Source organism: Mesorhizobium sp. B2-3-11, from assembly GCF_006442215.1.
Lineage (GTDB): Bacteria > Pseudomonadota > Alphaproteobacteria > Rhizobiales > Rhizobiaceae > Mesorhizobium > Mesorhizobium salmacidum.
Map to the genome: position 1 here is coordinate 90,423 of NZ_VFVS01000009.1, position 14,341 is coordinate 104,763.

Consider the following 14,341-nt stretch of genomic DNA (forward strand, 5'->3'; position numbering starts at 1 on the left):
CCAACCGCCATGGCTATAAGACATATCATATGAATAGTATGAAGAATAGAAAATCATTCAGCACTGCGCGCACGTCACGGGTTGCCGTGGCGGTTTCCAGCGGTTCCACCGCGCTGCACGCGACGGTGGTCGAGCAGATCGGCTTGCGCATCGTGCAAGGCGATTTCCTGCCCGGCGAAGCCCTGCCGAATGCCGATGATTCCAGCGAGATGCTGGGGGTCAGCCGCACGGTGCTGCGCGAGGCGATCAAGGTGCTGGCCGGCAAGGGGCTGGTGGAATCGCGGCCGAAGACCGGCACACGGGTGCGTCCGCGCGCGGACTGGAATTTCCTCGATCCCGACGTCCTGTCATGGCGCTATGCTGGCGGTGTCAGCGCCGACGATGTCCGGGCATTGTTCGAATTGCGCCGCGCCATCGAGCCGATGTCGGCGGCCCTTGCCGCCCAGCGCGCCACACCGGTGCAGGTCGCCGAGATCCATGCCGCACTCACCGAAATGGAAGCAGTCAGCGACGACGGCGACCGCTTCGCCAAGCCTGACCTTCTGTTCCACCAGACCATTCTGCGCATGACCGGCAACGAGCTGATCGGCTCGCTGGCGGCGCTGGTCGAGACCGCATTGGTAATGAGCTTTCGCCTCTCCAACGACAATCCTGAGGGCCAGCGCCACTCCTTGCCGCTGCACCGGGAAGTGGCCGAGAAGATCGCCGCCGGCGACGCCGCGGGCGCGCAAAAGGCGCTGCTGGTGCTCATCGACAATGCCGAGGATGACGTGCGCCGCAGCGTCGAGAACCGCAACAAACGCCGCAACGATCGGGGCCTGCAATCGTGACCGAGACCAAGCGCAAACTGCGGTCCGAAGCCTGGTTCGGCGGTCAAGGCAAGAACGCCTTCATGCATCGCAGCTGGATGAAGAACCAGGGCATCCCGGCAGATGCTTTCGACGGCCGCCCGGTGATCGGCATCTGCAACACCTGGTCGGAACTGACCCCGTGCAATGCCCACCTGCGGGCGCTGGCCGATCACGTCAAGCGTGGTGTCTATGAAGCCGGCGGCCTGCCGCTGGAGTTCCCCGTGATGTCGCTGGGCGAAAGCAACATGCGCCCCACGGCCATGCTGTTCCGCAACCTGGCCAGCATGGATGTCGAGGAATCCATCCGTGGCAATCCGATTGACGGCGTCATCCTGCTGGTCGGCTGCGACAAGACCACGCCGGCGCTGCTGATGGGGGCTGCCTCGTGCAATCTGCCGACCATCGCCGTCTCTGGTGGGCCAATGCTCAACGGCAAGTTCCGCGGACAGGATATCGGCTCGGGGACGCATGTCTGGAAATTCGCCGAGGAGGTCAAGGCCGGCCGCATGCCGATCTCCGACTTCCTCGCGGCCGAGCAGGGCCAGAGCCGGTCGGCGGGCAGTTGCATGACGATGGGCACAGCCTCGACGATGGCCAGCATGGTGGAGGCGCTCGGCATCGGCATGCCGGACAATGCGGCGATCCCGGCGGTTGATTCGCGCCGTGGCGTGCTCGCCCAACTGGCCGGACGGCAGATCGTCGACCTAGTCCACCGGGACGTGACGATTTCGCAGATCTTGACCAGGGAGGCCTTCGAAAACGCCATTCGCGTCAACGGCGCGATCGGCGGCTCGACCAATGCGGTGCTGCATCTGATCGCCATCGCCAACCGGGTCGGTGTCGATCTCGGCCTCGATGACTGGGACCGCCTTGGCCGCGACGTTCCGACCATCGTCGACCTGATGCCGTCGGGCCGGTTCCTGATGGAAGATTTCTACTATGCCGGGGGGCTAGCGGCGGTCATGGCGTCGCTTGATGAAGTGGGGCTTCTTCATCGCGACGCCATGACCGTCAGCGCCAAGACCATCGGTGAACTGATCGATGGCGCGCCAAACTACAACCGTGAAGTCATCCGGCCGCTGAGCGAGCCGCTGACCAAGGAGGGAGGCATCTCGATCCTGCGCGGCAATCTGGCGCCCAATGGGGCGGTCATCAAGCCGTCGGCGGCAACGCCTGAGCTGATGCAGCATCGCGGCAAGGCCGTCGTCTTCGAGAACATCGAGCATTACTACGCCCGCATCGACGATCCGGAGCTGGATATCGATGCGTCTTCGGTGATGGTGCTTAAGAATTGCGGACCGCGCGGTTATCCCGGGATGGCCGAGGTCGGCAACATGCCGCTGCCGGCCAAGCTGCTCAGGGAAGGCGTCTCCGACATGGTGCGCATTTCGGACGCGCGCATGAGCGGCACGGCTTACGGCACGGTGGTGCTGCATGTGGCGCCCGAGGCGGCGGCAGGCGGCACGCTGGCGCTGGTGCGCGACGGCGATCTCATCGAGCTCGATGTTGCCGGCCGCCGGTTGGAGCTGCTGGTCTCGGATGAGGAACTGGCGATCCGCCGCCGCGACTGGAAGCCCCCGGCCCCGCCGCAGGGTGGCTACCAGAGCCTCTATGTCGAGCGCGTGCTGCAGGCCGACAAGGGTTGCGATTTCGACTTTCTCGTCGGTCGGCGCGACGCCGGCATCCCCCGGCATTCCCATTAGAGAGGCGCGTGATGACGGATCAGATCGGCAGCTACGCGACTTACCCCAGCCTCAAGGGCCGCAGCGTGTTCATAACCGGGGGCGGCAGTGGCATCGGCGAGAGCCTGGTGCGCCATTTCTGCGCCCAGGGCAGCCGCGTCGCCTTCGTCGACCTGGCGCAGGAGCCTTCACGACGTCTGGTCGATGCGATCGCAACCGAAGGACATCCCGCCCCACTGTTCATTCCCTGCGACCTGCGCAATGTCGAAGATCTGCAGGCCGCCACCGCGCAGGCGGCGCGGCACAACGGCCCGATCCAGGCGCTGTGCAACAATGCCGGTAATGACGACCGCCATCAGACCAAGGATGTGACTGTGGCATATTGGGATGACCGCATGGCGGTCAATCTGCGCCATCAGTTCTTCGCGGCCCAGGCGGTGCGTCCGCAGATGAGCGCGCATGGCGGCGGCTCGATCATCAATTTCGGCTCCATCACCTGGATGGTCGGCGATCCCGATTGTCCGGCCTATGTCACCGCGAAGGCCGCTGTCTATGGTATGACGCGGGCGCTTGCCCGCGAACTCGGCCCCGAGCGCATCCGCGTCAATTGCATGGTGCCTGGCTGGGTCATGACAGAGCGCCAGATGCGGCTGTGGCTGAACCCGGCCGGCGAACGCCAGATCGCGGAGCGGCAGTGCCTGCCCGACCGGCTGCAGCCTTCCGATATCGCGCGCATGGCACTGTTCCTTGCCGCCGACGACAGCCGCATGTGCACGAGCCAGCAGTTCATCGTCGATGCGGGCTGGGTGTGACCGGTACAGTCTCAAGGGAAGAAGGGTATTTCATGCGTCTGGTTCAGTACACAACGATCGATGGCGGCAGGCGGGTCGGCCGCGTCTCCGATGACGGCAATCGCCTGCATCCACTCGACAAGACCAGCACCGTGCTGGAACTCGCCGAAGCGGCGATCGCCGAGGGCGCGTCCATCGCGTCGCTGATCGAGAAGCGGACAGGTGCGGCCACGGTCGACTATGGCGAACTGCTGCGCGAAGGTTGCGTGCTCGCTCCCGTCGACCACCCGGAACCGGCGCGGTTCCTGGTCACCGGCACCGGCCTGACCCACACCGGAAGTGCCGCCGCGCGCGACAAGATGCACGTGCTGACCCACGGCGAGGACGCCGAGGAATCGGACTCGCTGAAGATCTTCCGCATGGGCCTGGAGGGCGGCAAGCCCGGTGCCGGCAAGATCGGAATCCAGCCCGAATGGTTCTTCAAGGGTGTCGGCACCTGTGTCGTGCCGCCCGGCGCCGATCTGCCGATGCCCGCATTCGCGAAAGCTGGCGCAGAAGAGGCCGAGATCGTCGGGCTCTACCTCAATGGGCCGGACGGCCGCCCCTACCGCATCGGCTATGCGCTGGGTAATGAATATTCCGACCATGTGACGGAGGCCGAGAACTACCTCTATCTCGCCCACTCAAAACTCCGCTCCTGCTCGATCGGCCCGGAACTTTTGATCGGCGACCTGCCCGAAGAAGTGCGCGGCCATTCCCGCATTCTGCGCGACGGCACTGTTATCTGGGAACAGGAGTTCCTGTCGGGTGAAGCGCACATGTCGCACTCGATCGCCAATCTCGAACATTTCCATTTCCGCTACCCGATGCACCGCAGGGCTGGCGACCTGCACGCCTACTTCTTCGGTGCCGCGGTGATGAGCTACGCCTCCGGTATCAAGACGGCTTCCGGCGACGAATATGAAATCCAGGCACAGGCATTCGGCAAGCCGCTGCGCAACCGGATGGTGTCGGTGCCGGACGAGGGACTGGTCGCCGTCACCCGGTTGTGACGGCGACAGCCCCGGAAATTACGGTCCACCAGAACGACAATGGGAGATTAAAAATGGGACTGAAGAAAGCGTTTCTGAGACTAGCGACCATCGGGCTCGGCATCGGCCTGATGACATCGGCGGCGCTCGCCGCGAACCTGCGCGTGCTGGCCTGGGACGGCTATGCCGACCCGGACTGGGTGAAGGACTTCACCGCCGCCACCGGCATCGGCGTCGATGTCGTCTTCATCGGCAGCGATGACGAGATCTGGGCCAAGATCAAAGGTAGCGAAGGGCAGGACTTCGATGTCTTCGCCGTCAACACCGCCCAGCTGCAGCGCTACATCAAGGCCGATCTGGTATCGCCGATCGACATCACCAAGCTGGCGAACCAGAAGGACGTGCTGCCGCGCTTCCGCGATCTGTCCCAGGTCAGCGGCGACACCAAGGACGGCAAGGTCTACGGCATTCCGTTCTGCTTCGATTCCATCGGGCTGATCTACGACACCGACAAGGTCAAGCCGGCGCCGACCTCGATGTCGGTCCTGTGGGATCCGGCCTACAAGGGCAAGATCCTCGCCTATGACAATGGTGAGCACAATTTCTCGTTCACCGCGCTGACGCTCGGCTACAAGGATCCGTTCAACCTCAATGAGGAGCAGATGGCGGCGGTCAAGGCCAAGCTGGTCGAACTCAAGCGCAATGTGCTGAGCTTCTACACCACCGCCGACGAGGCCCAGCAGATCTACCAGAACAATGACGTTGCGCTGATCTGGGCCAATTACGGCCAGCAGCAGGTCAAGGCGCTGCAAAAGATCGGCGCTCATGTCGCCTACGTCAATCCGAGCGAAGGGGCGCTTGCCTGGCTCGACAATTGGGTGATCTCCAAGGGCGTCCGCGACAATGCGGCGGCCGAGAAGTGGATCGACTTCATGCTGAGCAAGAAGATCGGCGGCGAGCTTTCCGAGCGTACCGGATTCGGCAACACCGTGGTCGAGACGAGCAGCGCCGGCGGCAATGACAAGCTGGTCTGGCTCAACAATGTCGAGGACCCGCTCAAGCGTTCGGACATGTGGAACGAGGTCAAGGCGACGCCCTGATCCCTTCCGCACCTGACCTCGAAGGACCCGGCGGTCCGGACGTTCCGGACCGCCGAAGCGTATGCGAGAATAATCCATGAGACAGAACACCGACCTCTTGACGCTGCGGTCCGTCTCGAAATCCTACGGCACGGTTCCCGTGCTGCACGACATCGACCTGTCGATCCGGGACGGTGAGTTCCTCACCGTTCTTGGACCGTCAGGCTCGGGCAAGACCACGGTCCTGCGGCTGATCGGCGGGCTGGAGCCGTTGAGCTCGGGCGAGATCCAGCTGGACGGCCAGGACATCAGCCGCATGCCGATCAACCGGCGGCCGTTCAACACCGTGTTCCAGGACTATGCGCTGTTCCCGCACATGACGGTTTCCGGCAATGTCGGCTATGGGCTTTCGGTGCGCCATCTCAATCGCAAGGAGATCGCGCGCCGTGTCGGAGAAGCCCTCGAGCTGGTACAGCTCGGCCGCTTTGCCGAGCGCTTCCCGGCGCAGCTTTCGGGCGGCCAGCGCCAGCGCGTCGCGCTCGCCCGGGCGCTGATCTGCCAGCCGCGCCTGATCCTGCTCGACGAGCCGCTCGCGGCACTCGATCTCGAATTGCGCCGGCAGATGCAGGAATTCCTGAAATCCATCCAGCGCGAAATCAAGACCACCTTCCTGTTCGTCACTCATGACCAGGAGGAAGCGATCGGCATGGCCGATCGGATCTGCGTCATGCAGGCCGGCCATATTCGTCAGCTCGGCACGCCGCACGAGCTCTACTACAAGCCGAATTGCGAGTTCGTGGCGCGCTTCTTTGGTGAGAACAATCTGGTGGCCGGAAGGCTCGGTCCCGTGCAGGGCGGGCAGCGTCCGATCGAGACGGCCCTTGGACGCCTGGTCTGCTCGATCGGCGATCAGCCGCATCTGAAGGCCGCCCCCGACGGCGCCAACGCCTTCGCGGCGTTCCGTCCTGAAGCCTTGCGTCTTGCGGATGCCAATGACGGCGACAACCGCTTTTCCGGCCGCATCGCCGAGCTGGCCTTTGCCGGCTCGTCGACAGTCGCCACGATCATGGCGGGGGCGGACGATGCAGCGCAACGCCTGCGGTTGCGCATGCCGAGCCGGATCGACGGCAGCGCGCTCAAGTCAGGCGAGACGGTCTCGCTCTGCTTTGCGCCGCATGAAGGCCATCTGGTGCTGGCATGAGCGGAGCCGGCTCGACACACGCGGCGGAACGGCGATTGTCACAGTTGGTCACAGTGCTGGCCTTCGCGCTGCCGGTGATCTTCGTCCTCCTGCCGCTGGCAATCTTCCTGGTCTACAGTTTCTTCAGCGTCGACCAGGGCACGATCGTCTACGCGCCGACACTCGGCAACTATGTCAGGTTCGTCACCGACCCTGTCTTTCTGCCGGTGTTCTGGAACACCATCGTGCTGTGCGTGTCGGTGGCGGTGATCTGCATCCTGCTCGCCTACCCCGCGGCCTATTTCCTGACGACGCTGAAGGGACGGTGGCGCTATGCCTTGCTGATGCTGCTGCTGGTGCCACTGCTGATGAGCTACGTCATCAAGATCTACGCAATCCGCAGCATCCTCGGCCTCAACGGCTTCCTCAACAAGGCGCTGGTGGCGCTCGGCATCCTGGATCAGCCGTCGACGCTTTTCGTCTTCAACATGAACGCCATCCTTTTGACGCTGAGCCTGCTTTTGATCCCGTTCGCCATCCTGCCGATCTTCCTGTCGCTGGAGCGGATCCCGCAGACCTTGCTGCGTGCCTCGGACGACCTTGGCGCGAGTGGCCTGCAGACGTTCCTGCGCATCACCTTGCCGCTCAGCCTGCCCGGCGTCGCCTCGGCGGCGAGCTTCGTCTTCGTGCTGGCGATCGGCGATTTCCTGACGCCGCAGATGGTCGGCGGGATCAGCGGCTTCACCTTCGGCCGCATCCTCTACAGCCAGTTCGGCACGGCCTATAACTGGCCGTTCGGCGCGGCGCTGTCGGTGGCGCTTGCGATCGTGGTGATCGCCGCCATTCTCATGGGCGAACGGTTCGGACGCAGCCGGGGAACGTCGGTATGAGCGCGCTACCCCGGCCGTCCACCATCTTCCTGGCCGCGATCACGGCGCTGGTCGCGGTGCTGCTCTACAGCCCGCTCTTCGTGCCGATCGTGTCGTCGTTCTTCACCATTTCACATGGCGATGTCGATTGGTCGTCACCCACCCTTTCGACCTATGTGGCGCTGGCGGGGAACCATGACATCCTGGCCGCCCTGCGCACCACGTTGATCGTCGGCGTCTGTACCGTCGTGCTGTCGGTGGTCAGTGGAACGCTGCTAGCGCTCTACTATCACGGCCGCCGCTCGGGACGTTCGGTTCTGCAGTTCATCGTCTTCCTGCCATTCCTGATGCCGCCGATCATCAGCGGCCTGGCGCTGCTGATCTTCTTCCGCGAGATCGGCCTCGAGCGCTCGCTGCTGACCGTCGTCATCGGCCACACCGTCTTCGTGCTGGCGATCGTCTATCGTACCGTGCTGATGCGGCTGCAGTCGATGAGCCGCACGCTCGTCGAAGCATCCTACGATCTCGGCGCCAGCGGCTGGCAGACCTTCTGGCGCATCATCCTGCCGAACCTGTCGAGCGCCATGGTCGGCGGCGCCATCCTGGCCTTCGCGCTGTCGTTCGACGAAACCATGATCACCATCCTGGTCACCGGAACGCAAAGCACGCTGCCGGTCAGGCTGTGGGCGATGATGCGGCTTGGCTTCTCGCCCGACATCAACGCGCTGGTGGCGCTGATCCTGATGTTCACCGTCCTGCTCTGCGTGCTCGCCGCCCGTTTTCTCATTCCCAAGCAGATGGCCACTGAACGGAACTGAGGTTTAAGCCAGGATGATCATCCGGCAGATGCAGCTGGGTTGAGATCGAAGACGCGACCTGGATTGAGAATGTTGTTCGGATCGAGCGCCGCCTTCAGCCGCCGCATCGTGGCGATCTCGGCGTCGCTGCGCACCAGATGCAGCCACTGCTTCTTGTCGAGGCCTATGCCGTGCTCGGCCGACACGCCGCCTCCGGCCGCCGCCACGCCGCGATAGATGATACCGTAGGCCGACGCCGGATCCATCGTCAGGACCTGATAGTGCAGGTTGCCATCGCCGAGATGGCCGAAGACATAGATGTCGGCGCCGGGATCGACGGCATGGATGGCGGCATCGGCTTCCTGCAGGAAGGTTGCCATGCGCGCCAGCGAGATGCTGATGTCGACGCCGATCAGGCCTTTCATCGAAAACAGGACGCGGTTGGCATCCTCGCGCACATCCCAGAGCGCGCGGAACTCGCGCGGTGACTGCGAGACGACCACATCGTCGACGACGCCGTCCTCGACCGCCTGCATCAGCACCTCGGCGAAGCGCTCGCCGTCGCGTTCGGGCTCGCTGCCCTGGATTTCGGCCAGCACATAGACGGGTGAGCCGGGAGGCAACGGCGCCGGCATGGTCATGCCGGCGACCATGATGTCATAGAGCGGCGCGAAGTTGACCTCATAGGCTGATAACAACGGGCCGAGCTTTTGCCGGAGCAGCGCAAGCAACGCGATCGCCGCATCGAGCGAAGGCAGCGCGCAGAAGGCGTTCACTTCGGATGCGGGCTTCGGGTGCAGTTTGAGCGCGGCGCGGGTGACGACGCCGAGCGTCCCCTCCGCGCCGATGAAGAGCTGGCCGAGGTCGTAGCCGGAATTGTCCTTGGGCAAGCCTTTGAGCGACGTCAGAACGCTGCCGTCGGCAAGCACGGCCTCCAGTCCCAGCACCTGTGCGCGGTACATGCCGTAGCGCAGCACGCGGATGCCGCCGGCATTGGTGGCGATGTTGCCGCCGACCGTGGCCGAGCCGCGCGCGCCGATATCGACACCGAACATCAGACCGGCGCCATCGGCAGCCTCCTGCACGGCCTGCAACGTTGCGCCGGCTTCGACAACGATCGTGGCGGCTTGACGATCCGGCGCGGCAAGGCCGGTCATGCGCTCCAGCGACAGCACGATCTCGCCCGGTTGAACGCGCGCGCCACCGGCCAGCCCGGTGCGGCCGCCCTGGATGACGACCGGCTGGCGAAGAGCGTTGCACGCGGCGAGTGCTGCCGCGACACCCTCGGTGTCGAGCGGGCGCAGCACGGCTTCGGTAAGCGCGCCGAGCTTGCCGTCGGGATCGTCGCGGTAGCGCTGGTCGACGTCGGAGCCGGCGAGCACGCCGCCCGCGCCCAGCCTGTCGCCAAGCGCGGAGAGAAGCTGTTGTGTCTCAGGCGACATCGGGCTCAGGCGCCTGCGCGACAAGGCGCATCGTCAGCATCCAACGACCGGGTGGCCCGATGAATATCCTTATCCAATACGCTCGCCATTCCCAGATTGCAGCCCGCCGATCCTATTCGTGATAGCATGCCGTGCAAGCGATATCGGCCTGCCTTAGGCGATACCGGCATCAATCGCGAGAGCTGAGATTGATGCCGGAAGGACCGCGCGGTTTACTGAAGCTTGGCCTGCAGCGCGTTGACGTCGTCGGTGGTCATTTCGCCGTCGGTGGTCACTTTGCCGTCGGCAATTTTCCACAGCCGGAACGGACCGGTGATGTCGCCAAACTTGTCGAAGGCGACCGGACCGATAACGCCTTCATAGCGGATCGGCTTGCCGTCCTTGATTAGGCCGAGCGCCTTGGCGAATTCTTCCTTGCCGGCATAGATCGGCGTGCCGGCCGGATCGACCGCCTTGTACATCGCGTCCTTGATCTTGGCCGGGTCCTCGGAGCCAGCAATCGCGATGGCGAGCCCGACAATGGCACCGGCATCATAGGAGCGGTCGGCCGCGGGGTTTGTCGGTTCGATCCCGGAAAACGCCTTGTAGTTCTTGGTGAAATACTCCGTCGAGGCGGTCGGGCTGGTGCCAGAGGACGTGCCATAGGCGTCCTTCAGATAATCGGCGCCAACCGACTCGATGAAATCAGGGCTGTTCATGCCGTCATTGAGCAGGAATTTCTGCACGCCGCCCTGCGAGATCCAGGTGCGGGCAATGGTGGCGCCGTCGACGGGCGTGCTGACCAAGTACAGCCCATCCGGCTCGCCGGCCATCGCCGCGGTGACTTCCGAGGCATAGCTCGACTGCTTCTCGTTATAGGGCGTGTCGGAGACGATGGTGCCGCCGAGCGCTTTGTAGGCACGCGAGAATTCGGCCACCATGTTGACGCCGAAGTCGTTGTTGACGTGGATGATGGCCAGCTTCTTAAAACCCTTGTCGACGGCGTATTTGGCAGCGGCCACGCCCTGCAGCGCGTCCGAGGTGATGGTGCGGAAGAAGATGCCGTTGGTCTTGCCGTCGCGACCGAGTGTCGTCAGCGTCGGCGAGGATGAGGCCGGCGAGACCTGGACGATCTTGGCCGGCGCGGTCACCGAGGTCAGGATCGGGATCGACACCGAGGAGATGATGCCACCGATGATAACAGGCACTTTCTTGACCTGAACCAGTTGGGTGGCGGCGTCGACCGCGATGTTGCCCTGGCTCTGGCTGTCGCGCGTGTCGGTAACGAGATCGCAGCCGCGTACCCCGCCGGCTTCGTTGATGTCGCGGAAGGCCATCTCGACCGACTTGGCGCCGGCCTGGCCGTATTCGCCGGCCGGGCCGGTCAGTTCCATGACGAGGCCGACGGTGATCTTGCAGTCGGCGGCCTGTGCGGCACTGGCAATCGTGACGAGAGCAAGAGCGGTAGTGAGCTGGAGTATCGTCTTTCTCATTGTTGTTCCCCTTGAGTTACACGAACTGATTTGACGTCTGGAAAGTCTCAGTGTTCCGGCACCTGCAGCCAGGTTTCATGCAGATGCCGCCATTGGACGCCGTTGGGCGCCGATGAACTGGTGGTGAAGACCGCGCTCGACTGGCGGCGGCTGTGCTTGCCCGCGCGCAGCTGCGCCTCGACATAGAGGACGACGATCGTACCGGCTGCCTGCCAGCCGGGCCGGATGTCCTCGATCGAGATGGCGAAGCCGTTGTCGCAGGTGGCGCGGCTGGAGCGCACATGGTCGATCACGGCATCGCGGTCGAGGATCTGGCCGCCTGGTGCGATCATGGTCAGGCCTTCGCCCATGACGGCTTCGAAGCGGCCGAAATCCACCTGGTCAGCGCGTGCGGCAACGAACCAGTCGACGAAAAAGCGATGCAGGTCGACGACTTCGGCGCTGGCCTGCGAAAACAACTTGTCGTCCATGGTTTTCATATCCGGCCCGCGTTGAGATTGTAGTGCATGATCGAGCCATGGCGGCCGTGCCGGTCGCGCTCCAGCGTGTAGACGTCTCCCTCAAGACCGTTGCCCCGCGCTATGGCGGCGGCAATCCGCGCACGGTCATCGGCGTCGAGTACGACATCCATGATTCTGGCGTTGGCCAGCGCATGCGCCTGGTTGCGGGCACCGACGATGACCGCCGCCACTTGCGGCTGCTCCAGCACCCAGGCGCTGGCGATCGTGGCAATGTCGACGGCGTGGCGGTCGCCGACCGCCTTCAATGCGCGAAGCAGTTGCTGGAACAGGTCCCAGCCGCCGAAATCGTCGATGATCAGCTTGTATTTGACCAGCGAGCGGTTTTCGAGCGGCACGGCGGGTTCGGCGACATCGAGCCATCTGTCGCTGAGGAAGCCGCCGGCCACCGAACCGTAGCAGAGGAAGCTCACGCCGTTTTCCTGTGCAAGTGCGGCGAGGCTGTGCGCCGGGCGCTGATCGAGCACCGAATATTGCAGCTGCTGGCTAACCAGCGGTATGCCGGCTGCCAGGATTTCGGCAAGCCGGGGCGTGTCGAAATTGGTGGTACCGAGATTGCGCAGCTTGCCCTCGAGCCGAAGCTCGTTGAGCCAACCCATCGCCTCGACATAGCGCGGCTGCGCATAATCCCACCAATGGAACTGCACGAGGTCGAGCAGCTCGGTCTTCAGCCTGCGAAGCGACTGGTCGACGATGCCCCTGATGTAGTCACGGCTGATCGTAGCGAGCCGTTCGAGATCGGGCACCAGTTTGGTGTGCACCTTCATTTTGGCCGCTGCATCGAGGCCGCGCTCATTGGCCAGCCGCAGGCGCGCGGCGCCGATCAGCTCCTCGACGCCGGTGTAGATATCGGCGCAGTCATAGGTCCAGATGCCGGCGTCGAAGGTGGCGATGAGGTCGGTCACGGCTTGGCTACGATCGATGGCGCCATGGCCGCCGGCCAGTTGCCAGCCACCTCGTATGACACGCGAAACGGTATAGCCGGGGCTGAGCTCGAAGGCCTTGGCGGTCATGTCAGGTCATTCTCCTTCGGCAGCGGCACGGCCGTGGTTTCGGCATGGCTGAACCGCCGCTTACCGGTCCTGACGATCCTTAGCCGGCTGGCGCAGTTGGGATCGGGACAGGCGATCTCGGCGTCCGAGGTCATCCAGTCATTCGGGTGGGTCGCGCGCTGCTTCGCCGCCAGCAGCGGCAGCACCGCCGAGATCGAATAGATCGAGAAGCCCTGCCCCGCCGGCATCGACAGCATCTCGCCCTTGAGTTCGAAATAGTCGCCGGCCTTGGCGCCGCAATAGATCGGCTTGCCCTGCGGGATAACCGCCTCGACGCGGAGATCGAAGAGCTCGAAACTGTCGTCAGCCATTTGAGGTCTCCACCAGGCTGAAGGTGATATCGCAGGCGCCGTTGCGCCGGATTATCCCACAGGCGGCGGCGAACTGATCGCGCTCCCCAGAAGATACCTGCGCCACCACGCTTCCGGCCAGCCAGCCGATCGGGAACAGCAGACGCGCGCCCTGCCCGTAGAACAGGCCGATGTCGAAGATGGCATTGGGATTGCCGCCCCACATGCGCGGCGGAACGTAGGACAACACGATGTCGCCCGGCTGCGGCGTCAGCGTCGCGTTCTCGGCCGGCAGCGGTTGGGCATAGGCCCGCCCCTCGAGATCGGCTGATGGAACGGGGCAGGAAATCTCAGGTCCCGTCCACATGGCGTGAATGGCGGGGACGACACGTGGCGTGGCGAGATAGGCCGAGAGAAAGGCAGCGTTTTCCGGCGCCTTCCCCGGCAACAGCAGCGCCGTGATGGAAAGCTTCGAGCGCGGCTCGCTGATCCTGATGGAGGTCATATCTGGCCTTTCGCGGCGGCGGATTGCAGTTTGCTGCGTAGGAAGGTGAAGGGCCGGCTGATGTCGGCGACAAGCGCTTCGCGCGCCGCGCGTGCGTCCTGCGTGGCCAGCGCCTCAACGATGCGGCGGTGATACTGGGCGGTGTCGACCTCGCCGGCTTCCGAGAAGGCGTAGATGGCGACGCGGATGCAAGGACCTGATTGCAGCCACAGGCTCTCGATCATCGGGATCAGCACGGCCGAGCCGCAGGAGCGGTAGATCTCGAAGTGAAAGCTCTGGTTGAGCGTCACTTCGCGGTCGACATCCTTCTTGTGTTTCAGCGCCCGCATCTCGTCCCATTCGCCGAGAATGGTTTCGATGGTGGTGATCTGGCGCGGCCCCATGCGAGTGGCGGCCAGCGCGATCGCCTCGCCCTCGATCAGCATGCGGGCCCGCAAAAGATCGTCGAGACGTTCCAGCGTGATTGGCGGTACCCGCACCGAACGGTTGGGCAGCGCCTCCAGCGCCTTTTCCGTGATCAGCCGACCAAGCGCCTCGCGCACCGGCATGGTCGAGGTGACCAGCGCATCGGCCAGACCGCGGATCGTCAGCACCTGGCTCGGCTCGAACAGACCGCCGATCAAGGCCCGACGCAGCTCGGAATAGACGCGATCCTGCACCGTTTCGCGACCGACCGGCGCGAGTTGGGCCGCAATCGCCTCGTTGTTTTTTTCGATGGCAGCCTTTTGCATGGAATTCCGTTCTCGGCGGGTTTTCGGCTTGCGGATGAAATTAAAGCCGAA

The 14,341-nt window shown here is 64.0% G+C and carries 15 protein-coding genes; 8 read left to right on the forward strand and 7 right to left on the reverse strand.

All coding sequences use genetic code 11. From position 1 onward, the window contains the following. Positions 1–29 precede the first annotated feature (29 nt). The 8 genes from FJ960_RS14495 (at position 30) to FJ960_RS14530 (ending at position 8,301) form a co-directional block, all read left to right on the forward strand. Complete coding sequence (locus tag FJ960_RS14495) at positions 30–830, forward strand: FadR/GntR family transcriptional regulator (RefSeq protein WP_245262246.1); 801 nt, start codon at positions 30–32, stop codon at positions 828–830. Then, entirely contained in the window at positions 827–2,554 is a 1,728-nt protein-coding gene (locus FJ960_RS14500; RefSeq protein ID WP_140505687.1) for an IlvD/Edd family dehydratase, read from the forward strand. The genes FJ960_RS14495 and FJ960_RS14500 overlap by 4 nt, the downstream gene beginning before the upstream one ends. Before the next feature lie 11 nt (positions 2,555–2,565). Continuing rightward, positions 2,566–3,345, forward strand: a complete 780-nt coding sequence (locus tag FJ960_RS14505) for an SDR family oxidoreductase (protein ID WP_140505689.1) — start codon at positions 2,566–2,568, stop codon at positions 3,343–3,345. Between the two features lie 32 nt (positions 3,346–3,377). Next, positions 3,378–4,376 (forward strand): AraD1 family protein, encoded by a 999-nt coding sequence (araD1, locus tag FJ960_RS14510; RefSeq protein WP_140714799.1) that lies wholly within the window; start codon positions 3,378–3,380, stop codon positions 4,374–4,376. Between the two features lie 53 nt (positions 4,377–4,429). Then, positions 4,430–5,455: an ABC transporter substrate-binding protein gene (locus FJ960_RS14515; RefSeq protein WP_140714801.1), complete on the forward strand. Its 1,026-nt coding sequence runs from the start codon at positions 4,430–4,432 to the stop codon at positions 5,453–5,455. A gap of 76 nt (positions 5,456–5,531) precedes the next feature. After that, complete coding sequence (locus tag FJ960_RS14520; RefSeq protein WP_140714803.1) at positions 5,532–6,635, forward strand: ABC transporter ATP-binding protein; 1,104 nt, start codon at positions 5,532–5,534, stop codon at positions 6,633–6,635. Between the two features lie 35 nt (positions 6,636–6,670). Then, positions 6,671–7,504 carry an ABC transporter permease gene (locus tag FJ960_RS14525; protein WP_246672812.1) on the forward strand — a complete coding sequence of 278 codons (834 nt, stop codon included), beginning with the start codon at positions 6,671–6,673 and terminating at the stop codon, positions 7,502–7,504. Beyond that, positions 7,501–8,301 (forward strand): ABC transporter permease, encoded by an 801-nt coding sequence (locus FJ960_RS14530; protein WP_140714807.1) that lies wholly within the window; start codon positions 7,501–7,503, stop codon positions 8,299–8,301. The genes FJ960_RS14525 and FJ960_RS14530 overlap by 4 nt, the downstream gene beginning before the upstream one ends. A 17-nt stretch (positions 8,302–8,318) precedes the next feature. Here FJ960_RS14530 and FJ960_RS14535 read toward each other — a convergent pair whose 3' ends face one another. The 7 genes from FJ960_RS14535 to FJ960_RS14565 form a co-directional block, all read right to left on the reverse strand. Continuing rightward, positions 8,319–9,722, reverse strand: a complete 1,404-nt coding sequence (locus FJ960_RS14535) for an FAD-binding oxidoreductase (RefSeq protein ID WP_140714809.1) — start codon at positions 9,720–9,722, stop codon at positions 8,319–8,321. Between the two features lie 212 nt (positions 9,723–9,934). Further along, entirely contained in the window at positions 9,935–11,194 is a 1,260-nt protein-coding gene (locus tag FJ960_RS14540) for an ABC transporter substrate-binding protein (RefSeq protein ID WP_027145087.1), read from the reverse strand. A gap of 47 nt (positions 11,195–11,241) precedes the next feature. Further along, positions 11,242–11,664 (reverse strand): hypothetical protein, encoded by a 423-nt coding sequence (locus FJ960_RS14545; protein WP_140714811.1) that lies wholly within the window; start codon positions 11,662–11,664, stop codon positions 11,242–11,244. Positions 11,665–11,669: 5 nt separating this feature from the next. After that, complete coding sequence (locus FJ960_RS14550) at positions 11,670–12,725, reverse strand: aldo/keto reductase (protein WP_140714813.1); 1,056 nt, start codon at positions 12,723–12,725, stop codon at positions 11,670–11,672. Further along, positions 12,722–13,075 carry a TIGR04076 family protein gene (locus FJ960_RS14555; RefSeq protein WP_027145090.1) on the reverse strand — a complete coding sequence of 118 codons (354 nt, stop codon included), beginning with the start codon at positions 13,073–13,075 and terminating at the stop codon, positions 12,722–12,724. Before FJ960_RS14555 ends, FJ960_RS14550 begins: the two co-directional genes overlap by 4 nt. Further along, the gene (locus tag FJ960_RS14560) at positions 13,068–13,559 is read right to left on the reverse strand and encodes a DUF3830 family protein (RefSeq protein ID WP_140714815.1); all 492 of its coding nucleotides are present in this window, start codon (positions 13,557–13,559) and stop codon (positions 13,068–13,070) included. Before FJ960_RS14560 ends, FJ960_RS14555 begins: the two co-directional genes overlap by 8 nt. Continuing rightward, positions 13,556–14,290: a GntR family transcriptional regulator gene (locus FJ960_RS14565; protein ID WP_140714817.1), complete on the reverse strand. Its 735-nt coding sequence runs from the start codon at positions 14,288–14,290 to the stop codon at positions 13,556–13,558. Before FJ960_RS14565 ends, FJ960_RS14560 begins: the two co-directional genes overlap by 4 nt. Positions 14,291–14,341 lie beyond the last annotated feature (51 nt).

Excerpts from the sequence above, each read along its gene's own strand:
- FJ960_RS14495 (WP_245262246.1), top strand. The coding sequence starts at position 30 with ATGAATAGTATGAAGAATAGAAAATCATTCAGCACTGCGCGCACGTCA.
- FJ960_RS14505 (WP_140505689.1), top strand. The coding sequence starts at position 2,566 with ATGACGGATCAGATCGGCAGCTACGCGACTTACCCCAGCCTCAAGGGC.
- araD1 (WP_140714799.1), top strand. The coding sequence starts at position 3,378 with ATGCGTCTGGTTCAGTACACAACGATCGATGGCGGCAGGCGGGTCGGC.
- FJ960_RS14515 (WP_140714801.1), top strand. The coding sequence starts at position 4,430 with ATGGGACTGAAGAAAGCGTTTCTGAGACTAGCGACCATCGGGCTCGGC.
- FJ960_RS14520 (WP_140714803.1), top strand. The coding sequence starts at position 5,532 with ATGAGACAGAACACCGACCTCTTGACGCTGCGGTCCGTCTCGAAATCC.
- FJ960_RS14530 (WP_140714807.1), top strand. The coding sequence starts at position 7,501 with ATGAGCGCGCTACCCCGGCCGTCCACCATCTTCCTGGCCGCGATCACG.
- FJ960_RS14535 (WP_140714809.1), bottom strand. The coding sequence starts at position 9,722 with ATGTCGCCTGAGACACAACAGCTTCTCTCCGCGCTTGGCGACAGGCTG.
- FJ960_RS14540 (WP_027145087.1), bottom strand. The coding sequence starts at position 11,194 with ATGAGAAAGACGATACTCCAGCTCACTACCGCTCTTGCTCTCGTCACG.
- FJ960_RS14545 (WP_140714811.1), bottom strand. The coding sequence starts at position 11,664 with ATGGACGACAAGTTGTTTTCGCAGGCCAGCGCCGAAGTCGTCGACCTG.
- FJ960_RS14550 (WP_140714813.1), bottom strand. The coding sequence starts at position 12,725 with ATGACCGCCAAGGCCTTCGAGCTCAGCCCCGGCTATACCGTTTCGCGT.
- FJ960_RS14555 (WP_027145090.1), bottom strand. The coding sequence starts at position 13,075 with ATGGCTGACGACAGTTTCGAGCTCTTCGATCTCCGCGTCGAGGCGGTT.
- FJ960_RS14560 (WP_140714815.1), bottom strand. The coding sequence starts at position 13,559 with ATGACCTCCATCAGGATCAGCGAGCCGCGCTCGAAGCTTTCCATCACG.
- FJ960_RS14565 (WP_140714817.1), bottom strand. The coding sequence starts at position 14,290 with ATGCAAAAGGCTGCCATCGAAAAAAACAACGAGGCGATTGCGGCCCAA.